24 protein-coding genes and 1 tRNA gene are annotated in these 22,941 nt (G+C 62.5%); 10 read left to right on the top strand and 15 right to left on the bottom strand.

The window, feature by feature from the left end:
- Positions 1–9: 9 nt before the first annotated feature.
- The 4 genes from NMG80_RS33855 to dapD all read right to left on the bottom strand — a co-directional run bounded on the left by NMG80_RS33855 (position 10) and on the right by dapD (position 3,319).
- On the bottom strand, positions 10–1,074 hold the full coding sequence (locus NMG80_RS33855; protein ID WP_254022167.1) for a GGDEF domain-containing protein: 1,065 nt from the start codon (positions 1,072–1,074) through the stop codon (positions 10–12).
- A 247-nt stretch (positions 1,075–1,321) separates the two neighbouring features.
- Positions 1,322–2,044 (bottom strand): hypothetical protein, encoded by a 723-nt coding sequence (locus NMG80_RS33850; RefSeq protein WP_254022166.1) that lies wholly within the window; start codon positions 2,042–2,044, stop codon positions 1,322–1,324.
- A gap of 21 nt (positions 2,045–2,065) precedes the next feature.
- A complete protein-coding gene (locus NMG80_RS33845; RefSeq protein ID WP_301943413.1) occupies positions 2,066–2,437 on the bottom strand; it encodes a DUF805 domain-containing protein in 372 nt (123 codons plus the stop codon).
- Positions 2,438–2,464: 27 nt separating this feature from the next.
- Complete coding sequence (dapD, locus tag NMG80_RS33840; protein WP_254022164.1) at positions 2,465–3,319, bottom strand: 2,3,4,5-tetrahydropyridine-2,6-dicarboxylate N-succinyltransferase; 855 nt, start codon at positions 3,317–3,319, stop codon at positions 2,465–2,467.
- A 158-nt stretch (positions 3,320–3,477) separates the two neighbouring features.
- Between dapD and NMG80_RS33835 the strand changes: the two genes are divergently transcribed.
- A complete protein-coding gene (locus tag NMG80_RS33835; protein ID WP_254022163.1) occupies positions 3,478–4,317 on the top strand; it encodes an LOG family protein in 840 nt (279 codons plus the stop codon).
- Positions 4,318–4,359: 42 nt separating this feature from the next.
- Here the strand turns inward: NMG80_RS33835 and NMG80_RS33830 are convergent, their stop codons facing one another.
- Positions 4,360–5,067, bottom strand: coding sequence for a pyrimidine 5'-nucleotidase (locus NMG80_RS33830; protein WP_254022162.1), 708 nt, complete (start codon positions 5,065–5,067; stop codon positions 4,360–4,362).
- A gap of 163 nt (positions 5,068–5,230) precedes the next feature.
- Between NMG80_RS33830 and NMG80_RS33825 the strand changes: the two genes are divergently transcribed.
- A complete protein-coding gene (locus NMG80_RS33825; protein ID WP_254022161.1) occupies positions 5,231–5,992 on the top strand; it encodes a GGDEF domain-containing protein in 762 nt (253 codons plus the stop codon).
- A 290-nt stretch (positions 5,993–6,282) separates the two neighbouring features.
- Here NMG80_RS33825 and phhA read toward each other — a convergent pair whose 3' ends face one another.
- Positions 6,283–7,119, bottom strand: a complete 837-nt coding sequence (gene phhA / locus NMG80_RS33820; protein WP_254022160.1) for a phenylalanine 4-monooxygenase — start codon at positions 7,117–7,119, stop codon at positions 6,283–6,285.
- A 135-nt stretch (positions 7,120–7,254) separates the two neighbouring features.
- Here phhA and NMG80_RS33815 point away from each other — a divergent pair, with 135 nt between their 5' ends.
- Positions 7,255–7,731 (top strand): Lrp/AsnC family transcriptional regulator, encoded by a 477-nt coding sequence (locus tag NMG80_RS33815; RefSeq protein ID WP_254022159.1) that lies wholly within the window; start codon positions 7,255–7,257, stop codon positions 7,729–7,731.
- A gap of 57 nt (positions 7,732–7,788) precedes the next feature.
- On the opposite strand, the gene argB is transcribed toward NMG80_RS33815, so the two are convergent.
- Complete coding sequence (argB, locus tag NMG80_RS33810) at positions 7,789–8,682, bottom strand: acetylglutamate kinase (RefSeq protein ID WP_077374521.1); 894 nt, start codon at positions 8,680–8,682, stop codon at positions 7,789–7,791.
- A 101-nt stretch (positions 8,683–8,783) separates the two neighbouring features.
- Positions 8,784–10,280, bottom strand: coding sequence for an amidase (locus NMG80_RS33805; RefSeq protein ID WP_254022158.1), 1,497 nt, complete (start codon positions 10,278–10,280; stop codon positions 8,784–8,786).
- A 218-nt stretch (positions 10,281–10,498) separates the two neighbouring features.
- On the opposite strand from NMG80_RS33805, the gene NMG80_RS33800 reads away from it, so the two are divergent.
- From NMG80_RS33800 to msrB, 4 genes are all read left to right on the top strand, one after another.
- A complete protein-coding gene (locus NMG80_RS33800) occupies positions 10,499–11,038 on the top strand; it encodes a sigma-70 family RNA polymerase sigma factor (RefSeq protein WP_254022242.1) in 540 nt (179 codons plus the stop codon).
- Entirely contained in the window at positions 11,035–11,733 is a 699-nt protein-coding gene (locus NMG80_RS33795; RefSeq protein ID WP_254022157.1) for an anti-sigma factor, read from the top strand. The genes NMG80_RS33800 and NMG80_RS33795 overlap by 4 nt, the downstream gene beginning before the upstream one ends.
- 217 nt (positions 11,734–11,950) lie before the next feature.
- Positions 11,951–12,508 (top strand): fasciclin domain-containing protein, encoded by a 558-nt coding sequence (locus NMG80_RS33790; protein WP_254022156.1) that lies wholly within the window; start codon positions 11,951–11,953, stop codon positions 12,506–12,508.
- 221 nt (positions 12,509–12,729) lie between these two features.
- Entirely contained in the window at positions 12,730–13,230 is a 501-nt protein-coding gene (gene msrB / locus NMG80_RS33785) for a peptide-methionine (R)-S-oxide reductase MsrB (RefSeq protein ID WP_254022155.1), read from the top strand.
- 41 nt (positions 13,231–13,271) lie between these two features.
- Here msrB and NMG80_RS33780 read toward each other — a convergent pair whose 3' ends face one another.
- Both NMG80_RS33780 and NMG80_RS33775 read right to left on the bottom strand, forming a co-directional pair.
- On the bottom strand, positions 13,272–14,858 hold the full coding sequence (locus NMG80_RS33780; RefSeq protein ID WP_254022154.1) for a DHA2 family efflux MFS transporter permease subunit: 1,587 nt from the start codon (positions 14,856–14,858) through the stop codon (positions 13,272–13,274).
- A gap of 21 nt (positions 14,859–14,879) precedes the next feature.
- A complete protein-coding gene (locus NMG80_RS33775) occupies positions 14,880–16,061 on the bottom strand; it encodes an HlyD family secretion protein (protein WP_254022153.1) in 1,182 nt (393 codons plus the stop codon).
- 156 nt (positions 16,062–16,217) lie between these two features.
- Between NMG80_RS33775 and NMG80_RS33770 the strand changes: the two genes are divergently transcribed.
- A complete protein-coding gene (locus NMG80_RS33770; protein WP_254022152.1) occupies positions 16,218–16,937 on the top strand; it encodes a TetR/AcrR family transcriptional regulator in 720 nt (239 codons plus the stop codon).
- 103 nt (positions 16,938–17,040) lie between these two features.
- Here the strand turns inward: NMG80_RS33770 and yihA are convergent, their stop codons facing one another.
- The 5 genes from yihA to rpmH all read right to left on the bottom strand — a co-directional run bounded on the left by yihA (position 17,041) and on the right by rpmH (position 20,866).
- Positions 17,041–17,700, bottom strand: coding sequence for a ribosome biogenesis GTP-binding protein YihA/YsxC (gene yihA / locus NMG80_RS33765; protein WP_254022151.1), 660 nt, complete (start codon positions 17,698–17,700; stop codon positions 17,041–17,043).
- Positions 17,697–18,335: a CatB-related O-acetyltransferase gene (locus NMG80_RS33760; protein ID WP_254022150.1), complete on the bottom strand. Its 639-nt coding sequence runs from the start codon at positions 18,333–18,335 to the stop codon at positions 17,697–17,699. The genes yihA and NMG80_RS33760 overlap by 4 nt, the downstream gene beginning before the upstream one ends.
- Positions 18,336–18,524: 189 nt before the next feature.
- Positions 18,525–20,348 (bottom strand): membrane protein insertase YidC, encoded by a 1,824-nt coding sequence (gene yidC / locus NMG80_RS33755; RefSeq protein ID WP_254022149.1) that lies wholly within the window; start codon positions 20,346–20,348, stop codon positions 18,525–18,527.
- 13 nt (positions 20,349–20,361) lie between these two features.
- Positions 20,362–20,715: a ribonuclease P protein component gene (gene rnpA, locus NMG80_RS33750; RefSeq protein ID WP_023801590.1), complete on the bottom strand. Its 354-nt coding sequence runs from the start codon at positions 20,713–20,715 to the stop codon at positions 20,362–20,364.
- A gap of 16 nt (positions 20,716–20,731) precedes the next feature.
- A complete protein-coding gene (gene rpmH / locus NMG80_RS33745; RefSeq protein ID WP_008833937.1) occupies positions 20,732–20,866 on the bottom strand; it encodes a 50S ribosomal protein L34 in 135 nt (44 codons plus the stop codon).
- A gap of 302 nt (positions 20,867–21,168) precedes the next feature.
- Here rpmH and NMG80_RS33740 point away from each other — a divergent pair, with 302 nt between their 5' ends.
- Together NMG80_RS33740 and NMG80_RS33735 are read left to right on the top strand one after the other, a co-directional pair.
- Entirely contained in the window at positions 21,169–22,656 is a 1,488-nt protein-coding gene (locus tag NMG80_RS33740) for a sensor histidine kinase (RefSeq protein ID WP_254022148.1), read from the top strand.
- A 150-nt stretch (positions 22,657–22,806) separates the two neighbouring features.
- Positions 22,807–22,883: transfer RNA gene (locus tag NMG80_RS33735), tRNA-Arg, on the top strand.
- Positions 22,884–22,941 lie beyond the last annotated feature (58 nt).

Genomic DNA, 22,941 nt, shown 5'->3' with positions numbered 1-22,941 from the left:
GCGACGGGCTTAGGCGGGATATTGGATGGCCGGATGCGGCAAAAGGCCCCAATAATCGCTGTGGTCGTCAGTTCGCGGCCCGGACATGCGCCCAGTAACGGCCTTGCCGGTGCGCTTGGCTTCATAGAGCGCGTGATCGGACCAGGTGAGAAGAAGTTCCGGCTCGCCGCCGTCGGCAGGCGCGAAGGCACTTCCAATGCTCAACCCGATGGGTATTGCGGTGCCCACGCCAAGTTCGAAAGGTACCGAAATCTTCTCAATGGCGCGCTTTGCCAGGTAGGTGGCTTCGATCTCGGATGTGTCGGGCAGCAGGATGACGAATTCGTCACCGCCGATGCGAAAGACCACGTCCCCCGGTCGGAAAGTGCGTTTCAATCGTTCGGCCACCTTGCGCAGCAGCATGTCGCCGACCGCGTGGCCGAAGCGGTCATTGACGTGTTTGAAGCCGTCGAGGTCCATGCTGAGAACGGCAAACGGCCTGCCGCCGTTTGCTGCCGGCGCCGCAAGCTCGCTGCACATGCCGCGCAGTTTCTCCTGAAGGAAAATGCGGTTTGGCAGGCCGGTCAGCACGTCCTTGATCGCCAGATCGCGATTGTCCAGTTCGGCGCGGATCATGCGGGCGTTGATCGCATGATTTTGAAGCAGCACGATGATGACGCCGGCGACATAGAAAGGCACTTGAAATCCGACGATCGACATTCCGGGCGCCGGAGAAAACAGCGCGCCAACCAGGAAAGGCAGGCTTACGGCCAGCATGACGAATATGGCGTAGCGCGGCGTCGCTGCGTTGCGCGACGACGCCACGCCGACGACGCCTGCGACGTTCAAGGCAGCCAGCACGGCGAGCGCCATATCCCCGCTGACGACGCAGCCATAGCAGCCGAGGCCGAAAATCACCGACCATGACCCACCGGCGGCCATGAGGCCTGCCAGCGGCCCCGTTCCCCCGTGCTTGCGGGCCCGCTCACATTCCCGTATCAGCAGGAAGCGGACGGCAAACAGGACGAGGTCGGCCGCCATCCAGGCGTAGGGCCATCGATCGCCGGTGACGACCGCGGCGCCGACTGCCAGCACCAGGACGCTGATGGTGCCGAACAGGACAGCGAATTTGCGGTCGAAAGTGGTGTCGAGAAGCCGCGCGCGGACCGCTTCCGGTTCCGCTCTGATCGGTGAAGAAAACCAGGCGAACAGCCGCGCGCCGGCGCTTCGCTTTCCGCGCGGTTTCGGGTTGGCCAGGGGTTCGTCGTGTGCCAGTCGAGTGCTCCGTGCCGGTCGACACAGTCTTCACGGGGCATGTTGGACCAAGGTGATTAAGATTAGCTTAGGTAGTTGGACGAGCCGACCGCAAGGGACCGTCGATCAGCGTGATCTTTTGCCAGATCTTCCGCGACAGATTGGAGCCCAGGGACTCGATGTCGTTGACGCCATCGACGACCACATCGTCGTTGACCGATTGCGCGAACAGCGCGGCGATCTTGCCGGTGATCGACAGCATTTCGGAGCAATAGTCGAGATAGCGGGCGAGATCGGCACGGTCAGTTATGCGTGCCGGTGAATGCGATGTCGGCTTGAAATCGGCTGAAAGGGCTGCCGGATCCTTGGTCAGCTGATGCATGTCGATGACATGGATCAGCGATCGCAAGCCATGAAGCTTGCGAAACACCTGCTTGCGCTTGATGCGCTCCTCGGTCCGGATCAGGGCGAGGAAGCCGAGCATCGCGAGGATGATCATGTTGATCAAGGATTCGATGCCTTGCACCGACTGGATGGCATCGTGGGTGCCGGAGATACGGCCGAGCGGCAGGATGGTGCCGACGAACAGGAACGTCAGCGCGCCGGCGGCAATGGCGCTGATGACGACGCCGCGCAGCCACCAGATCGGCGCTTCCAGCGCCTTCGCCGCCTTGGCCAGATCACGCGACAGCGACACAAGTTCGATGGCGACGCCACGCAAGCCTGCATCGGGAAACCGCTCGGCGACGCGTTTTTCCAGTCGCTCGGCGGTTTCGATGATCAGTTTCGCATCAAGCGTGCGGTAGCGCATGGCTAGATACCCGCCCGGCGCTTAGGATTCGGCCGGCGCATTGGTGCGTTTGCCGTAGCGGTTGGGTCCGGGATCACTTTTGAAAAAGGCCAAAATGACAAGCAGAATGGCGCCGACGATGAGAGAGATCAATGCGTAGTAGGTGGGCTTGCCGAAATCATGGAACCGCTTCGCGGTTAGCGCAAAGGTCGACCATGTCGAGACAACCACTGCGATCCACCAGGCGAGGGCCCAGTACTGACTTGCAGCAGTGCCCAGCGGCGTTCGCGAGAATTGGTAGAGCAGAAAAAGCTGAACGAGGAGCGGCAAAAGACCCGCCAAAACATAGGCACTGGGGTTCACTCGCCCGGAAAGGCTGAAGAAAAGCCATAGAAATCGAGGTCTGTCGAGCAAGCGGGTACGTCCGTTTTTTTGAAAAGATCAATCGCGAAGCAGTTCATTGATCGAGGTTTTGGAACGGGTCCTGGCATCGACTCGCTTGACGATGACGGCGCAGTAGAGGCTGGGACCCCAGTTTTCGCCTGGCACGTTCTTGCCCGGCATCGTGCCCGCCACCACCACTGAATTGGCCGGCACTTCGCCGTAGAAAACCTCGCCGGTGGCACGGTCGACAATCTTGGTCGACTGGCCGATGAAGACGCCCATGCCGAGAACCGAGCCCTCGCGCACGATGCAGCCTTCGACCACTTCGGAGCGTGCGCCGATGAAGCAATTGTCCTCGATGATGGTGGGGCCGGCCTGCATCGGCTCCAGCACGCCGCCGATGCCGACGCCGCCCGACAGATGCACATTCTTGCCGATCTGGGCACAGGAGCCGACCGAGGCCCATGTGTCGACCATGGTGCCGCTGTCGACATAGGCTCCGACATTGACGAAGGACGGCATCAGCACGGCACCTGGCGCGACGTAGGCGGAGCGCCGCACGATCGATGACGGCACGGCGCGGAAACCTGCTTTCTCGAAATCGATGGCGCTCCAGCCGTCGAATTTCGACGGCACCTTGTCCCACCACACGGCCTGGCCCGGACCACCCTTGATGATCTCCATCGGGTTGAGCCGGAACGACAGCAGCACCGCTTTCTTCAGCCACTGGTTGACATGCCATGTGCCGTCGGCCTGGCGCTCGGCAACGCGGGCGACACCCCGGTCGAGCAGGTCGAGCGCCGACTGGATGGCGTCGCGGGTCGCGCCTCGGGTTGCCGTCGAAATCGTCTCGCGTTCCTCGAAGGCGGTTTCGATGGTCTTTTCGAGGCTCGCCAGATCGGGCTTCGACATGAATTCGCTCCATTACCAAGCTGTTAAGAGGCCGCACCTTAACCTGTTTTGAAAGTCGCCGGACCCTATGTGAAGGCTTGGTGAGGGTCAATCGCGGCTGCGTCACGGGACGGCGCAAGTTAATAACTGGCAAGTGAATAATTGGACGGGTAGGCAATATGACTCCTATGGAAAAGGCGGGGTGGACGCCGCTGCCGCATTCGGACGAGGATCTGGAGCGGTCGAAAAGCGTGCCGGACACGCCACAGACGCGTGCCGAGACCTACCGGTTGGCCTGGAACGATCCCGACTTCATGACACGGCGCGAACTGCGCGCGGTCAGGCTGCAGCTCGAACTGTTGAAGCCGGAGATGATCCTGGCCGAGCGCGGCATCCGCTCGACCGTCATCCTGTTCGGCGGGGCGCGCATCCCCGAGCCGGGCGGTGAAGCCTGGGCGGCCAAGAACGAGACGCAGAAGAAGAGCCTCGAGAAAAACAGTAAATACTACGAGGAAGCGCGAAAATTCGCCCGCCTCTGCTCGCAGCAGTCGGCCACCTCTTATTATCGCGAATTCGTCGTGGTGACAGGCGGCGGGCCTGGCGTGATGGAAGCCGGCAACCGGGGCGCCGACGATGTCGGCGCCCCGTCGATCGGCCTCAACATCGTGTTGCCGCACGAGCAGGCGCCGAATGCCTATGTGACGCCGGAACTCTGTTTCAACTTCCACTATTTCGCGGTCCGCAAGATGCATTTCGTCATGCGCGCCAAGGCTGTCGCGGTGTTTCCGGGCGGCTTCGGCACGATGGACGAATTCTTCGAGACGCTAACCCTGATCCAGACCGGCCGCATGGAGCGCGTGCCGGTGATCCTGTTCGGCAAGGCTTTCTGGAAACGGGCGATCGATCTCGATTTCCTCGCCGAGCAAGGCACGATCACCCCCGGCGACCAGGACATCATCGATTTCGTCGACACCGCCGACGAAGCCTGGGGGATCATCAGCCGCTTCTATCAGCTTTAGGCCGCGGACTGCGGTATCGGTCCGGCTTTACAAAGCAACGGCTCAAGCGGTGACGTCGACGATCGCGGTGAGGAATTCGGCAAGATCGTCGGTGACGAAATCTACATCGTCCTCGTTGGCCGTGTCACGTTCCCAGATTTCCGAGAAGGTCGGCTCGAAGTTGCGCGGCACGACCAGCACCGTGGTCATGCCCAGCGATTTCGGCACGGACAGGTTGCGGGCCAGATCCTCGAACATCACCGCATTGTGGCCGGTGACCGCGTGGAGTTCCGCGAACTTTTCGTAGGTGCGGCGCGCTGGCTTGGGGTTCAGCCCGGCGGCGACGATATCGAAGATGTCATCGAAGTGATCGAGGATGCCGAGTTGGCGCGCGGTGCGTTCGGCATGCCTGCGGTCGCCATTGGTGAAGATGAACTTGCGGCCGGGAAGCTGGCGTATGGCGGTGCCGAGAACGGGATCGGGGACCAGCCAGGAATAGTCGATATCATGGACCTTCTCGAGAAAGTCGTCGGGATCGATGCCGTGGCGCGCCATCAGGCCGTTCAACGTCGTGCCATATTCCCGGTAGAGTTCCTTCTGCAGCTTGCGGGCATCGTCGCGTGGCAGCGTCAGCAGCTCTCCGACATAGGCGGTCATCTTTACGTCGATCTGCGAGAACAGGTTCGAATGGTGCGGATAGAGCGTGTTGTCGAGGTCGAACACCCAGTCGGTGACATGGGTAAAGCGGGCGGGATCCGGGAGTGTGGTCATGCAACCTTTTATGGCACGAAACAATGCTTTTGGCAGAGGCTTTATCCACAACTTATGCGCGTCACGAGTGGCGAAAATGGCGCGATGATTCAAATTTTAGGCATCGCCGAAAGGTGCCATTCAGGGCTTGCTGGCAAACAGACGGTCCAGGGGGGAACCAGCGATGAGCCGCATATTTCTGAAGTCTGCCGCCGTCGCTTTCGCCTCCCTCGCAGTCTCGCTTTTGTTGACGCTGATCGTCGTTCCGGCAATGGGCTTTCCGATCAACCGCACGATCTGGCTGACATCCACGGTCTGCCCGCTGGCGCTCGCCTGGATCGCCAGCGCCTACACGTTCTGGCAGGGCGAGAGGTTGAAAAGTGCCCATCGCGACCTCGCCCGCGCTCATGCCCAGCTCGCCGCAGCGCATCGGCGCCTGTCGGAGAAGGCAAGCCGCGACGACATGACCGGCATGCTCAACCGAGAGAGCTTCTTTGCGGCGCTCGACGCCTCCCGGCGTAAATCCGATCGCGGTGCTTTGCTGATCATCGATGCCGACCACTTCAAGCTCATCAACGACAGCTACGGCCATCTGACCGGCGACGATGCGCTGCTCCTGATTGCAAGCGCGATCGAGCGCGGCGTGCGCAGCGGCGACGTGATCGGCCGCATCGGCGGCGAGGAATTCGGTGCGTTTCTGGTCGGCGCCACCGAACAGGAAGCCAAACGCGTCGCTGAACGCATTCGCCGTGAAGTCGAGATGATCCGCTTCCGTCCCGTCGATGAGCGGGTCATACCCCTCACCGTCAGCATCGGCGGGGTCACCTGCGGCGAGGATGCCGGCGTATCGGATCTGATGCGTGCCGCCGACCGCCGCCTTTACCAGGCCAAGGATCGCGGCCGCAATCTGACCATCCTGGACAGGGACGTTTCCGAAGCGGCCTGAACGGTCCCATCTTCTCGGCTTCCGGCCTGCCGAGCGATCATCTCGGCAAGGCCATCGGGCGTCTAATGCATGTCGCGCAAAAGCATGCCCTCGGGCCCTGACCCGAGGGTGTGCAGCGGTTTTGCGATAACGACATGCATAAACAACAACCTAAAGCGCGTCGCATGCGGCCGGTCAAACACGACGCGCTTTAGAAGCCGGCTCACCCGGCCTGCCGATGGATCGTCATCACAGCGCGCCACCAGTAACGCCCGCGCCCATTGGCTGCATCGTGCGAGCCTGGCCAGCGTCTAAAGTTTCGCCGGGTCGAGCGCCGGCTTGCCCTTGTGGCGTCCGATGATCGCTGCCATGTCGGCGACGTTCTGGAAGGCATCGCGCAAAACGTCGAATGACGGCAGCACGAAATAGGCGCGCTGGAACTTGTCGATCTCATAGCTGGTGCGCATTACCGTTTCCAGATCGAAGGGAACATGATGCGCGTCCTTGCTTTCAACCGCGAATTGAAGTTCCGCGAAGGACGACATCAGCCCGGCCCCGAAAGCCTTCAACGGTTGGCCGGCTTCCTGGATCAGCCCGTATTCGACGGTGTACCAGTAGAGGCGGCTGATCATCTCGTCGCCGCCGAGTGCGATCAGATGCTCGGCCTTCTCGCCATACATCTGCATGAAATCGGCAAAGACCGGCTGGGTCAGCACCGGCACATGGCCGAAGAAGTCGTGGAACATATCCGGCTCGACGATGTAGTCGAGCTCTTGGTTCGTCCGCAGCCAGTTGGTCACCGGGAAGCGCCGGGCGGCTAGGTGGACGAAGAAGGCTGGTGCGGGAATGAGGCCCGGCACGGCGACGATTTCCCAACCGGTCAGCTTGCGCAGCTTCTCGCTGACCACACCGAAATCCGGAATCCTGTCGAGCAGGCCCAGCGTGGCGACGCCGTCGAGATAGGACCGGTGTGCCAGCTTTTTAGTCAGCTTCGTCTGGCGGTCGCACAGTGTACGCCAAACCGCCTGCTCGTCAGCAGTGTAGTTGTAGCTCTGCTCAACGGTGAAATCGGCACGGCAGACCGAATAGTCGCCGCGAAGGCCTTGTGCCGCGCATTCGCGGGCGTAATCGGCAACGCTCATCGTCATGGCTGTTCTCCCTGGAAATCACGACTAACATTATAAAAGTTTAGCCGGGTCCGGTGAGGCGAATCCGCTTTGATGATGGCCCGAACCGGCGATTTGAGGTAAAAGCCACCACAGCAAAGGGGCAGGAGAGTGAAAGTGCCTCAGTTTGACGATTTTGAGATCAAGATGCTCGATATCTTGCAGCGTAACGGACGCAAGCCCGTATCCGAACTGGCCCAGGATATCGGCCTTTCGACGACGCCATGCGCGCGTCGCTTCGAGGCTCTTCAGAGCGCCGGCATCATCAAGGGCTTTGCCGCTGTGCTCAGCCGCCGCGCCATCGGCCTGATGGTCGAAGTGTTCATTCAGGTGCGCCTGGTAACCCACAGCGACGGTTCGCCCGAAACCTTTATCGCCGCCGTGCAGCGCATGGACGAGGTGTCGTCGTGCTGGACGATGACGGGCGACTACGATTTCCTGCTGCATGTGATGGTGCCGTCGGTGGACGAGCTCAACGCCTTTGTCATGCACCGGCTGATGCGGCTCGACGGCGTGCGCGACGTCCACACGCAGCTCGTGCTGCAGAACATCAAGGGGCCGGGCCACGTGCCGCTTGGGCACCTCAGGCGATAAGTTCGCCCTGGCGCCTGCTCAACCCTGGGTTCCTCGCCGATAAGTTGCAGCCTGCACCTAGCGCACGATCAGTGTGCCGGCGCCGTGCTCGGTAAACAGTTCGAGCAGCACCGAGTGCGGCGTCTTGCCATTCAGGATGACGACGCCTTCGACGCCGCGCTCGATCGCCTCGATGCAGGTCTCGACCTTGGGGATCATGCCGCCCGACACCGTGCCGTCCTTGATCAAGGCCTTGGCCTCGGCGACGGTCAGCTCGTCGATGAGCTTCTTGTTCCTGTCGAGCACGCCGGGCACGTCGGTGAGGAATAGAAGGCGAGTCGCCTGGCAGGCGCCGGCGATGGCGCCGGCGAAGGTGTCGGCATTTATGTTGTAGGTGTGGCCGTCGCGGCCCGGCGCCACCGGCGCCAGCACCGGGATCATTTCGGACCGAGCCAGAAGGTCGAGCAGGGTGCGGTCGACCTCGACCGGCTCGCCGACGAAGCCGAGATCGAGCACGCGCTCGATGTTGGAGTCCGGGTCGATCATGGTCTTGCGCGCCTTTTCGGCGAAAACCATGTTGCCGTCCTTCCCGCACAGGCCGATTGCCCATTCGCCCTCGGCATTGATCAGCGCGACGATCTCCTTGTTGATCGAGCCGGCCAGCACCATCTCGACGATCTCGACCGTCTTCTGGTCGGTGACGCGCAGGCCGCCCTCGAACTTCGATTCGATGCCCATCTTGCTCAGCATGGCGCCGATCTGCGGCCCGCCGCCATGCACGACGATCGGATTGACGCCGGATTGTTTGAGCAGCGCGATGTCGCGGGCAAAAGCCTTGCCGAGCGCGATGTCGCCCATGGCATGGCCGCCATACTTCACCACGACCGTCTTGTTCTCGTAGCGCTGCATATAGGGCAGCGCCCTCGAAAGCAGCGCGGCCTGCATTTCGGCGGTGGCGGCGAGGTCCGTCATTCGGCTTGGTTCCCAGCTTGGCATGAACGGCGGCGTCTTAGCGGGAATTGGAGCAGGGGGCAAACGGCTTTGCTGTCATATCAGGTGAAATCGGCCCGCTTTCATACCGGCATCTGCAGCGGCGCCCGCCGCGTCAGCCATCCCGAAATCTTTTCCATTTGCGCGGCGAGGGACAACAAGGTCTCCTCGTCGCCGGGGCGGCCGGCGGCCTGGATGCCGAGCGGCAGGCCGGCGTCGGTGACATAAACAGGCAGCGCGATCGACGGCTGGCCGCTGACGTTCTGGATTGCCGGCCAGTGGGTGAACCACAGGCTCTTGTCCATCAACTGGCCGAACAGCGGCTTGAATTTCAGCAGGCGGGCAAGCCGCAGCCTGTCGAGCATGTCTTCCAGGAACGCATCTGCGCCTTTCGTGTCCATCGCGCCGCAGGCGAGCGGCGGGTGCGCGATGACAGGCATCAGCACGGCATCGTACGGCGCGGTCTCAGTGATCAGGCGGCGCGAGGTGGCGTGCAGCCGCTGCAGGCTGGCATAGATCTCGCCGGCCGAAAGGACTTCGCCGAAGCGGCTCATCACACGCGTGGCGCGCTCGACATCGCCCGAAACGGAGCGGCCGACACGCAAGACTTCGCCGCGCATCGTGCCGGCCACCGCCGCGGCGACGGTTCTGGCGAAATCAGCGATGAAATCGCGATCGATATAGGGCAGGTCGATCCGCTCTATCGTATGGCCGCCTTCGCGCGCCAACGCTGTCGCAGTGTCCAGCGCCGCCAGCGTCTCGGCCGATATCGGCAGGCCGAGCGGCGATTTCCGGTAGACGGCCAGTTTCAGCTTGCCGGGGTCACGCACTGCTGCGGCGGCGAAAGTTCCTTTCGGCGGCGCCGCCGCATAGGGCGACAGCGGATCGGGTCCATGGGTCAGGTCGAGCAGCAAGGCCGAATCCCGGACCGAGCGGGAAACGGCGTGGCCGACGACCATGCCGTGCCAGCTTTCGGTGACGAGCGGCGACAGCGGCACACGGCCGCGCGAGGTTTTCAGCCCGACCAGCCCGGTGCAGGCGGCGGGAACGCGGATCGAGCCGCCGCCGTCCGAAGCATGTGCCACCGGCACGACGCCGGCTGCGACCAGCGCCGCCGCACCTCCAGACGAGCCGCCGCTGGTATGGGCTGTATTCCACGGATTGCGAGTGATGCCGAAAGCAGCGGATTCGGTCATCAGCCTCAGCCCATGTTCGGGCGAGGTGCTGGTGGCGATCGGGACAAGGCCGGCGGCCAGATGGCGTTCGGTCATCACCGAGTCGAAATCGGCAACGAAAGCCGGAATGCGGCTGCCGCCGTACGTCGGCACGCCTTTCATGGCGATGCCGAGATCCTTCAGGGCAAAGGGCACACCGGCCAGCGGCAGGTTGCGGTCGATGGTTTTCGCCCGCGTCCGCGCCGCCTCGTAAAGCGGCTCGGCGATGGCATTGATGTCCGTGCGAGTGGCCTCGGCCCGCGCAATCGCCGCATCGACGAGCTCCTGCGGCGAGATTTCTCCTTTGCGCACCAGGCCGGCCAAGCCGGTAGCGTCATGTTCCCACAGGGCCCGTTCGACCGACATTCTTGCTCCCCCCAACTATCGGCAAGCTAGAGCATCGGATCCAAAAGTGGAAACCCGGTTTTGGGAAAATCCGATGCTCAAAAAGGTCGGCTCTTTTCGTGTCAATGAAAGCCCACGGCGCTCCCGGTGCACAGGAACGCTTCCGCCGTTGCAATACAATGCAGTGGAATAAATTGGGGCAATTGCCTAATTTGGGCAATTGCTTAATTTGGCAGCCGATGACGCCGCAGGACATCAGCAACCTGATCGTCCGGACTTCGATGAAGGACCGGGCTGCATTCGATCTGCTCTACCGGCAGACCAGCGCGAAACTTTTCGGCGTCTGCCTTCGTGTATTGAAGGACCGGGGAGAGGCAGAAGAGGCGCTGCAGGAGGTCTTCGTCAAGATATGGACGAAGGCTGACCGTTTCGCCGTCTCGGAGCTAAGCCCGATTTCCTGGCTGGTGGCCATTGCGCGCAATCACGCGATCGATCGGATAAGGGCGCGGCGAGAGCCTGCCGCCTATATCGACGCTGCGCTCGACGTGGCCGATCCGGCGCCGGGGCCGGAGGCTGCGGCTGTTGCGGGCGGTGAATCCGGGCGCATCTATCGTTGTCTCGACGAATTGGAAAAGGACCGGGCGGCGGCCGTCCGGGGCGCTTATCTGGACGGCGAAAGCTATGCCGAACTGGCGGCGCGCCATGGCGTGCCGCTGAACACGATGCGGACCTGGCTGCGGCGTAGCCTGTTGAAGCTCAGGGAGTGTCTGGAAAGATGACGCTGGCAGGGGATGACCGACCGGAATCCGGGGGCGACGACCTGTTCGCCGCCGAATACGTTCTTGGCGTCCTGGCCGCGGACGAACGCGAGATTGCGTCACGCCGCATCGACGCGGACGCCGCTTTCGCGCGCCTTGTCGATGCCTGGGAGGCGCGTCTTTCGCCGATGGCCGACGCCTATCCCGAGACAGTGCCGCCGATCAGGGCCAAGGAAGCATTGGATCGCCGGCTGTTCGTCGCAGAGCCTCGCGCCGGCCTCTGGTCAAGCCTTGCCTTCTGGCGCGGTCTTGCCGCCGCTTCCGTCGCGGCGTTGGCGATCTATATCGCCGTGCCGTACCTCAATCCGCCGGCCGAGCAGCCGCGGCTGATCGCCTCGCTGGCTGCCGATGGCAGCGACGTCAGATACCTTGCCGTCTATGATGCCGCCCGTCGCGAGGTCGGCCTGTCGCATGTCTCCGGCGAGCGCGCCGCCGGCAAGGATTTCGAGCTGTGGATGATCGAGGGCAAGAACGCGCCGGTCTCGATGGGCGTCATCCCGGCCGGTCGGATCACGCATATGATCATCTCCCCGGCCGTGCAGGAAAAACTTGCTCAGGGCGCCGTCCTTGCGGTCAGCCTCGAGCCGGCCGGCGGTTCGCCGACCGGTCAGCCAACCGGCCCTGTGGTCGCTGCGGGCGATTTGAAGAGCATCTGATCGCCCCTGTCTGCCGATTTTCCGAGAAGATTTTAAATCTATCGCCTGTGGTGACTTTAGCGTGGAAGCATGCAGGCTGTAAGAGTCCTGCCCTGAAAATCATGCTCGCCGTTATAAAAAATAAAATTTTCTCCTGAACGGCGAAACTCGGGCATTTATCCCCCGTATCTCCTTGCGCCCCAAAGAGGGGAAGAAATAAACTGAGGAGATAGAAACAATGCGTAAATTCGCCACCCTTTTGCTTGCCGGAACGGTCGCCGTCTCCGCGCTCGCAACCGCCGTCTATGCCCAGAATCCGATGGTCGGCGGCGCCGCCATGTATGCCACCAGGAACATCGTCGAGAACGCCGTCAATTCGAAGGATCACACGACGCTGGTCGCGGCCGTCAAGGCCGGTGGTCTCGTCGACACGCTGCAGAGTGCCGGCCCCTTCACCGTGTTCGCGCCGACCAACGAGGCCTTTGCCGCACTTCCGGCCGGCACCGTCGACACGCTGCTCAAGCCCGAAAACAAGGACAAGCTGGTCAAGATCCTGACCTGCCACGTCATCGGTGCCAAGGCGATGGCCGCCGACGTCGCCAAGATGGCCATGGACGATGGTGGCGCGCACAAGGTCAAGACGGTTGGCGGCTGCGAGCTGACGCTCAAGGCCGACGGCGGCAAGGTTACCGCGACCGACGAGAACGGCAATGTCGCCAATGTGACCGTCGCCGATGTCGAGCAGTCGAACGGCGTTATCCACGTCATCGACAAGGTTCTCCTGCCGAAGATGTAACGAAGGGGTCGTCGCCAGCGAAGATATGGCTGAGGCTCCATGCCGAGTGCGCGGATTTCTGCTTGCGTGACCCGCGCAATCGACAGGCGTACACTCCGCACCGTCCGCCGTCCGCTGTAGGCGGGGCAGGTGCGGAGTGCCCGTTGTCGGGAGCTGGCAAACCGGCTTTTGATTTCCATGTGACGGTCGAGTTTGGCAAACGGACAGAAGGAGGAATGGTGATGATCCGGCGCGACTTTCTTTGGAGCGGTGCCGCTGTGGCATTGTTGGCAGGCACGGCAGCAGCGCTGCGCATGGGCCGGCCGCAGGACGCACACGCGACCGAATCCTTCGAAGTCACCAAGACCGAGGCCGAGTGGCGCGCCATCCTGTCCGACGCGGCTTTCAACGTGCTGCGCAAGGAAGGCACCGAATATCCCGGCACCAGCCCGCTACTCAACGAACATCGCAAGGGCGTCTTCGCCTGCGCCGGCTGCGACCTGCCGCTCTATTCCTCCGAAACCAAGTTCGATTCCGGCACCGGCTGGCCGAGCTTCTGGCAGGAGATTCCCAACGCTGTCGGCATGACCGTGGACAGGTCCCTGGGCATGACCCGAACCGAGGTCCACTGCCGCCGTTGCGGCGGTCATCTCGGCCATGTCTTTGACGACGGTCCGCCGCCGACCGGCTTGCGTCATTGCATCAACGGCGTCGCCTTAACTTTTAAGCCGGCCACGGCCTGACCCATAGCGCCGCGTCCCTTTTTGCGCGCAAAGTTGCGCGATCAGTGTCCGCCATCTCCGCCAGCCTGCTCGGCCGGCTTGCGGATGACCATGGTGAAGATCGCCAGCGTCGCGAATAGCGCCGTCAAGAGATAGAACACGTCCATGAAGGACAGCAGCGAAGCCTGCTGCTGGACCATGCCAGACAGTTTGGAGATCGCCGCCTTGGAGGCGTCGAGGCCAGCATTCTGCTGGAAGTCGAGCGTCATGTTCTGCAGCGTGGTCTGCGCCTTGGCGCTGCCCCATTGCACGTGCTCGGCCAGCCTTGCGTAGTGGAAGGCGCTGCGATCGATCAGCACGGTGTTGATGACGGCAAGGCCGACGGCGCCACCGAGATTGCGGGTGAGGTTGAACAGGCCGGATGCATTCTTAAGCCGGTCAGGCGGCAGGGTTCCCAGCGCGATGTTGTTGATCGGCACCATGCACAGCATCATCGAGGCGCCGCGCAGGATCTGCGGCACCAAAAGCTCCCAGAAATCCCAGTCGGCGGTCAAATAGGTCATCCGCCAGGTGCCGGCAGCGAAGCCGAAGAAGCCGATCATCATCATCAGCCGCGGATCCATCCTGCGCGACAGGATGCCGGAAATCGGTGCGGTGACGAACATCGCCAGGCCGCTGACGAACAGCGCCTCGCCGATCATCAGGGAGTCGTAGCCGCGGATGCGACCGAGATACACCGGATAGAGATAGGTCAGGCCGTAGAGGCCGATGCCGATGACGAAGGAGAACAGCGAGCCGAAAGCGAAGTTGGCGTTGGTGAAGGCTTTCAGGTCGACGATCGGCTCCTCTGCGGTGAAGGCGCGCCAGAAGAACAGCACCGCGCCGGCGGTCATCAGGATGGCGCAGACGAACACGGCCTGGTCCTGGAGCCAGTCGTTGTTGGGACCTTCCTCAAGCACATATTCCAGGGAGCCGAGGAAGGCCGCCATGCCGGCAAGGCCCCACCAGTCGAACTTGCGGAACAGGCTGAGATTGGGCTTGTCGAAGTCGATCAGCGACCATGCCGCGGCCGTCACCATGATGCCGGGCACCACATTGATCAGGAACAGCCAGTGCCAGGACGTGGCATGGCTGATATAGCCGCCGACGGTCGGGCCGATGGTCGGCGCCAGCGTCGCCACCAGGCCGATCATCGGCGACACCATGGCGCGGCGCGACGGCGGGAAGATGGTGAAGGCGGCAGCGAACACGCTTGGAATCATGCCGCCGCCGATGAAGCCCTGGACGGCGCGGTAGACGATCATCTGGTCGATGTTGGTGGCGGTCGCCGCCAGCGCACTCGCGGCGGTGAAGCCGGCCGCAGAGACGGTGAACAGCACACGCGTCGACAGCATCCGGCTGAGAAAACCGGACAGCGGGATCATGATGACTTCGGCGATCAGATAGGCGGTCTGCACCCACGGAATTTCGTCGGAGCTGGCGCTCAAGCCCGCCTGGATCTCGGCCAGCGAGGCCGAAACAATCTGGATGTCGAGGATCGCCATGAACATGCCGAACACCATCGCCAGGAAGGCGATGATGCGGCGCGGCTCGATGTGATCGACCGGCTTGGCCGGCGCCGATCCCGCGGTCAGAGTTGCGGTCGCCATGACGTTGCTCCAGGCGCCGGCCTATTTCGATGCCGAAGGTGCGGTGCGGCTGTCGACGGCGACGATGACGCTGAGGCCGGCGCGCAGCTTGCCTGTCTTCAGCACATCCGCCGGCACGTCGATGCGAACCGGGACGCGCTGCACGACCTTGGTGAAATTGCCGGTGGCGTTTTCCGGCGGCAGCAGCGAGAACACCGCGCCGGATGCCGGCGCCAACGACGAGACGGTGCCTTCGAAATCCTGGCCGTCGATCGCGTCGACCGAAATCCTGACCTTTTCACCAGGCACCAGCCGGGCAAGCTGGGTCTCCTTGAAATTGGCGACGATATAGAGCTTGTCCATTGGCACGATGACCGCGAGCTTCTGTCCGGGGCTGATCAGGTCGCCCTGCTCGACCGAGCGGTTGCCGACGACACCGTCATAGGGCGCGCGGAGCACGGTGAACGACAGGTCCCGCGCGGCCTTGTCCCTGGCAAGCTGCAGCGACGCCAGTGTGCTTGCCGTCTCCGCGCGCTGCGCCTGAAGCACACCGATATTGGCCTCAGCCGCCGCGATCTGGGCGTCGGCGCCGACAAGGGCGGCATTGGCCTGCTCGACCGCGGTCTGGGCATCGTCCAGTTGGGCCTGGGTGCCGACATGTGTCTTGAGCAATTGGGCGGCGCGCGCTTGAACCCGCGCCGCATTGGCGGCGGCGGCCTGGTCGGCGGTCTTCTGCGCCTGCGCCTGCTCGAGCGAGGCGCGCGCCGCCTCGGTCTGGGCGTCGATACGGTCGAGCGTCTTGCTCAAGGTGGCGATCTGCGCCTCGGCCTGGGCGACCGCTATTTTGTAGTCGCCATTGTCGACGACCAGCAACGGGTCGCCGGCCTTGACCTGCTGGTTCTCGGTCACCTTGACCTGATCGACATAGCCGGAAATTTTCGGCGAAATGAACGCCATGTCGGCTTGGACATAGGCGTCGTCGGTGGAGATCATGAAACGCCCGTCGGTCCAGTAATCGTAGCCATACCAGGCGCCTGCGCCCAGCAAGCCAAGCGCAATGATCGGCAACAGAAAGGAGCGTGCCGAGCGTTTCTTTTTGGCCGGCGCCTCGGCCGGAGGACTTATTGCGGGCTCAGTCGGTCCGTTCGGCGCTTCGGCTGGCGGCGCGACCTTGGCGTTGGGGAAGGAACGGACTTCGGCGGTGGGGGTCGCGTTCGAGGACATGGCATCTCTCTTGGCATTGCTAAAGGCTGGGCATCTCTCGGGAAATCAGTCAGACTGAACCGTTCGGTTCGATACTGCCGTTGACTTAGCGCGGAGAGAGGGCCATATCAAGGATGATCGAACCGATCGGTTCGAATTTTTTCGAGGTGTGACGTTTTGACCGAGCCCGACAAGGACCAGTGCGACCTGCTGGATGGCCTGCGTCGCGGCCGCCCGGCGGCCGGACAGGACCCGGTCAAGCGCAGCCAGATCATCGAGGGCGCGCGTCGTGTCTTCATCGACAAGGGCTTCGAAGCGGCGTCGATGAACGACATCACCCGCGAGGCCGGCGTTTCCAAGGGAACAATCTATGTCTACTTCGCCAACAAGGAAGAGCTGTTCGAGGCGCTGATCGAGGAAGAGCGCGGCACGATCTTCAAGAACATGTACGAGATGCTTGACCGCGCCGACGACCTTCGCGAGACGCTGGTGAAGTTCGGCAAAGTGCTGTCCCTCAAGATCACGTCGGCCAAGGTCGTCCAGGCGCAGCGCACCGTAATCGGCGCGTCCGACAGGATGCCCGAGCTTGGCGCGCGTTTTTACGAAGGCGGCCCGAAACGCGGCCACGACAAGGTCGTTGCTTTTCTCAATGCCGCCATCGAGCGCGGCCTGCTCAAGATCGACGATGTCGATCTTGCCGCCTATCAGTTCACCGAACTGTGCCTGGCGGGCCTTTTCCGTCAGTGCATATTTGCCTACCGCACCAAGGCGCCGAGCCAGGATGAAATCGACCACATCGTCAGGTCGGGCGTCGGCATGTTCCTGAAGGCTTACGGCACCGAAAGGCTCGCCACGGAAGAAAGCACCCAGACGATTGCGCTGGAGGCAAAGTCCTAAAGCGCGTCGCGTTTGACCGGCCTGACCCGACGCGTTTAGGCTGTTGTTTTATGCAATGCATGTCGTTCTCGCAAAGCCGCTGCACTTTTTTGCGCGACATGCATTAGCCGCCATTGGCCGCCAGCACGATCGCCGCGCGCAATTCCTCGAGGCCCTCGCTCTTTTCCGCAGACGTGGCGAGAACGAACGGAAACGCGGCCGGCCGCTTCTTGATCTTCTGCAGTGTCTCTTCGATCAATCGCGGCACGCCGGCCGCTTTGATCTTATCGGTCTTGGTCAGCACGATCTGATAGGACACCGCCGCCTTGTCGAGCAGCGACAGCACTTCGTCATCCTTGGCCTTGATGCCATGGCGGGCGTCGATCAGCAGGTAGACGCGCTTCAGCGTGACGCGGCCCTTGAGATAGTCGAAGACGAGTTTCGTCCAGTCGTCGACCTTTTCCTTGGGCGCGGTGGCGTAGCCGTAGCCCGGCATGTCGACCAGCGCCATCGGCGGCAGGTCGGCGCCTTCGCCGGAAAACCCGCCCGGAACGAAATAGTTGAGTTCCTGCGTCCGCCCCGGCGTATTGGACGTGCGCGCCAGTCCCTTCTGATTGACCAGCGCGTTGATCAGCGACGATTTGCCGACATTCGAGCGGCCGGCAAAGGCGATCTCCGGCGGTCCTTCCGGCGGCAGGAACTTCATCGCCGGCACGCCGCGGATGAAGATCCACGGCCGCGTGAACAGCTCGATGCCGATCACGGACTTGTTCAACGCGTTCAAACCGCTGCCTCCAGAACAGAAATATCGGCGCCACGAATGGCATTGAGGTTGCGGCTGATCTTTTCCACCGGCCAATCCCACCACGCCGCCGCCAAAAGCCGCCGGATGGTCCTGTCGTCGAAACGCATCTTCACCACCTTGGCCGCATTGCCGGCGACGATCGCATAGGGCGGCACGTCATGCGTCACCACCGACTTTGCCGCAACGATGGCGCCATGGCCGATCGCCACGCCGGGCAGGATCGCCGCTTCCATGCCGATCCATACATCATTGCCGATCACTGTGTCGCCGCGCAATTCCTTCGACCAGGTCGCCGGATCGAAACCCTCTTCCCAGCCATGACCGAAGATGTTGAACGGATAGGTCGAAAAGCCGGACATGGCATGATTGGCGCCGTTCATGATAAAGCGCGCCCCCTCGGCGATGGCGCAGAACTTGCCGATGATCAGCCGGTCGCCAATGAATGGATAGTGATGCAGCACGCATCGCTCGGCGAATTTGTCCGGCCCGTCCGGATCGTCATAATAGGTGAAGTCGCCGATCTCGATGTTCGGCGCCGTGACCAGCCCCTTCAGGAAGCCGACGCGGGTATGCATCGGGATCGGGTGCTTGATGTTAGGGTTGGGTCCGATCATGGTCTGGCTCCAGCGACGAAATAACAGGTCAAATAGTGCGATCCGCCCGGCAGCGCCAACCGCGTGCACGGCGGATCATCCTTACCTGTTCATCGCGGAGCGCTCCTGAAACGACAGCGGAGCTTATAGGTCGCGGAGGCGTCTACCGCCGCGCCGGGGCTTCCTGGATTCGGCGGAAAGGGGCTCCTTCTATTCCGCCGGCGACGGTTTCTTCCGGAACAGCGCGACCAGATTGTCCCACAATTCGATCTTGGCGCCCTGCCGCTTCATGATCACGCCTTGCTGGATGATCGAAAGCAAATTGTTCCAAGCCCAGTAGATGACGAGGCCGGCCGGAAAACCCGCCATCATGAACGTGAAGACCACCGGCATCCAGGTGAAGATCATGGCCTGCGTTGGGTCCGGCGGCGTCGGGTTCATGCGCATCTGCAGGAACATGGTCAGGCCCATGATCAGCGGCCAGACGCCGATCATCAACATATCCGGAAGCGCGATCGGAATGAGGCCGAACAGGTTGAAGATCGAGGTCGGATCGGGCGCCGCCAGATCCTGAATCCAGCCGAAGAACGGTGCGTGCCGCATCTCGATGGTGATGTAGAGTACCTTGTAGAGCGCAAAGAAGACCGGGATCTGCAGCGCCACCGGCCAGCAGCCGGCGAGCGGATTGATCTTCTCGGTCTTATAGAGCTCCATCATCGCCTGTTGCTGCTTCATCTTGTCGTCCGCGTACTTCTCGCGGATCTCGAGCATCTTGGGCTGCACCTTCTTCATGTTCGCCATCGACGCGTAGGACTTGTTGGCGAGCGGATAGAAGAGGGCCTTGACGACGACGGTGGTGGCCAGGATGGCCAGGCCGAAATTGCCGAAAAATTTGTACATCGTGTCGATCAGATAGAACATCGGCTTGGTGATCCAGATGAACCATCCCCAGTCGATCAAACGGTCGAACAGCCTGATGTTGCGGTCTTCCGCATAGGCGTTGACCTTGGCGACTTCCTTTGCGCCGGCGAAGATTTCGCTCTCGACTGTCGCCGACTGGCCGGCATCGACGGTGATCGGGTCGGTGAGGAAGTCGGCCTGGTAACGCGGGCGGCCGTCCTCAAAATAGGCGTAACGCGGCTGGAACGGCTGCTTCTCGGTTGGCACCAGCGTCACCGCCCAGTATTTGTCGGTGATGCCCAGCCAGCCATCGGTCGACTTGCCCGGCGTGTACTGCTTGTCCTCCTCGACGGCCGCGTATTTGTGTTCCTGCAAACCTTCGGTGCCGGTGACGCCGATCAGCCCCTCATGCAGCACATAGATGCTGGCAACGGCAGGCTTGTCGAAGCGGGTGACACGGCCGTAATTCGACAGGGTGACAGCAGCTGAACCCAAATTCTGCACCATGTCCGAGACCGTGAACATGTAGTCGCTGTCGACGGAGAAGGTGCGCTTGAAGGTCAGGCCCTTGTCGTTGGTGAAGCTCAGCGTGACCGGGGTCGCCGGTGTCAGCGTCGCATTGCCGTCGACGGTCCACACGGTTTCCGGGCCCGGCACCGTGCCGGTCTTGTCGCTGCCGACAAAGCCGATCTCGGCATAGTAGCCAGTGGGCAGCGCCGCCGGGTTGAGCAGCTCGATCTCGGGCGAGTTCTTGTCGACCGTCAGCCTGTAGTGCTTGAGCTTGAGGTCGTCGAGACGGGCGCCGGTGAGATTGATCGAGCCCTCCAGGCTCGGTGTGTCAATCCTGACGCGCTTCGTCGACGCCAGCGCCTGCTCGCGGCTGGCCAGCGTCGTGCCGTCGGTTCCCGATGCATTGGGTGCATTAGGAATGGCGCCTTGCTGCGGCACCGGCGTTTCGCTGCCGCCCGGACTGGCGGCTTCGGCCGCCTTCTTCTGCTCCGCTAGCCGCTGCTCTTCGATACGGGCCGCCTCGCGTTGCGCCTCGCTGTGCGGCAGCACGTAAAAATACTGCCAAAGCGACAGGATCAGCACCGACAGCGCGATGGTGATGAAGAAGTTCCGGTTGTTTTCCATCGAAAGCCTTAGCCTATCGTGTTCCGCGCAGTCGGCGTGAGAGTTCGGCCTTCAACTGACCGAACGGGATGGCAAGCACATCTTCGCGCCCGACGATGACATAGTCATTGCCTGGCTTCATGTCACCCGCGGCATGCGTGCGCACGGCTTCTCTCAGCCGCCGCCGGATGCGGTTGCGGACGACTGCGTTGCCGACCTTCTTGGTGACCGTGTAGCCGACGCGAGGCGCCTCTGCGTCGCTGCGGTCGAGAACCTCGACGAGAAAAAGCCGCCCGCGGCGCTTTTCGCCACGCCGGACGGCCAGGAATTCCGCGCGCTTCAGAAGCCGCTTGGGATGTGCTCCCACTGGCTTGCCGGTTGCGGGCAACGATCTCGTCTTCCGTTCAGGCGCTGAGCCGCTTGCGGCCGCGGTTGCGGCGGGCTGCGACGACGCCACGACCACCCTTGGTGGCCATGCGGGCACGAAAACCGTGCCGGCGTTTGCGGACGAGTTTGGACGGTTGGTAGGTACGCTTCATTTGTTTTAATACCGCGGGGTGCGGCCCTTCTTGATTCTGTCACTCTGTAACAGGAGCTTTGCCCGGCCGGCTTTGGCGCGATCGAAACCGCGCCGGGACGAATGGCCCGAGCGTGAGCGGGCTTATAGAAAGAAGGGTTTTGGAAGTCAATCCGGCGCCGACATTCCGGCGTCTCTGGTCAACGCTGGAGTGATGGCCGAAGTCTGGGCGGTCTTGCCCGTATTGGGACGAAGGATGAAATTGGCAAAAAAGCCGCAATGGCCTAATCTTGGCTTATCAAGTGATCGTGAAGAAAAGGCAGCATGAGTGAAATCCCATCCGGGGACGAAAGGACCGATCGGGCGACCGCAGCCGCCCGCAGGGTGCCCTTGTCGCGTGGATTGTCGACAAAGCTCCTGCTGCTCACCATCGTCTTCGTGCTCCTGGCCGAGATCCTCATCTTTCTGCCCTGGATCGCCAGCTACCGGCTGAGCTGGCTGAAGGAAAGGCTGAGCACCGCCGCGGCTGTCTCGATCGTGCTGGTGCAGGGAGAACCCGCCTCGCTGTCGCGCGCCGCCCAGAACGATGTGCTGATGGCCATCGGCGCCAAGGCGATCGCCGTGCGCGACGGCGGCGTCTCGCGGCTTCTGGTCGTGGCTGAGATGCCGCCGCATGTCGACGAGCATATCGACATTGCCAATGTCGGCCTGATCGAGGGCATGACCGGCGCCTTGGACACGCTGTTTTTCGGCGGCGAGCGGATGCTGCGCGTTTTCGGGCCGGTCGGCGACAGCGACAAGGAATTCGAGCTGATCATGCCCGACTACAGCCTGCGCAATGCCATGCTCATCTATTCGCGCAACGTCGCCTTCGTCTCGCTGCTGATCTCGCTGTTCACCGCCATGCTGGTCTATGCCGCCATAGACCTGATCATGATCGGCCCGATACGGACAATGACGCGCTCGATGCTGGCTTTTTCGGAGGCGCCCGACGACCCCGGCCGGATCATCCGCCCTGCTGCCCGCGCCGACGAGATCGGCGTTGCGGAGCGCGAGCTCTCGCAGATGCAGGAGCGGCTGCAAAAGATGCTCTCCGAGCAGAAGCATCTCGCCGACCTTGGCCTCGCCGTGTCGAAGATCAACCATGACATGCGCAATATCCTGGCGTCGGCGCAGCTGATGTCGGACCGTCTGCGCCAGGTCAAGGATCCGACCGTGCAGGCCTTCGCGCCAAAACTGCTGCGCGCGCTCGATCGTGCCGTATCCTATTCGGAAGGTGTGCTTGCCTATGGCCGGACCCAGGAGCCGCCGCCCTCGCGCCGCAGGCTCAGGCTGCGCCAGCTGGTCGACGACGTCCACGGTCTGCTCGACACCGAAGGCGGCATCGAATTCGTCAATGCCGTCGATCTGGCTTTCGAGGTGGATGCCGATTCCGATCAGCTTTTTCGCGTGCTCACCAATCTTTGCCGCAACGCCGTCCAGGCGATGGCGGCGGACGCGGAAAGCGCGGTGGTGCGCCGGCTGGAAGTGTCGGCCGAGCGCGTCGGCAGCGTCAGCCGCATCACCGTCACCGACACCGGACCCGGCCTGCCGCCGAAGGCGCGCGAGAACCTGTTCGCGGCGTTCCGCGGCTCGGCCCGCAGCGGCGGCACCGGCCTTGGCCTGGCCATCGCCTATGAATTGATCCGCGCCCATGGCGGCACGGTGGAGCTTGTAGAAAGCAGAGGCGGCCGCACCACATTCGCGGTCACCATTCCCGACCAGCCGGTCCGGCTCGACCAGGCCCGCAACGGCCTGCGCCGCCCGGCCTGATCGTCGCCCGCCCGATCCTCGCCAGGCACAACAGCAAAACTTTTGCCGGATCGGCTTGCTTTTCGGAAATTCAGTCGCTAGGGAACACGTCACATCGCGGCCGGTCGTTGAGGATCGGATCGCGGGGCCATGTAAAGCATGGCCTGTTGCGCGCCCGTAGCTCAGCTGGATAGAGCACCAGACTACGAATCTGGGGGTCAGGAGTTCGAATCTCTTCGGGCGCGCCATTTGTGATATACATTCCAAAATCGTGTGGCGCGACGTCCGGTTCTGTGAAGGGTTACG

This window comes from Mesorhizobium escarrei (assembly GCF_935825525.1).
In the GTDB taxonomy this organism is placed as follows: Bacteria; Pseudomonadota; Alphaproteobacteria; order Rhizobiales; family Rhizobiaceae; genus Mesorhizobium; species Mesorhizobium escarrei.
This window is presented reverse-complemented; position numbering and strand designations above follow the sequence as displayed.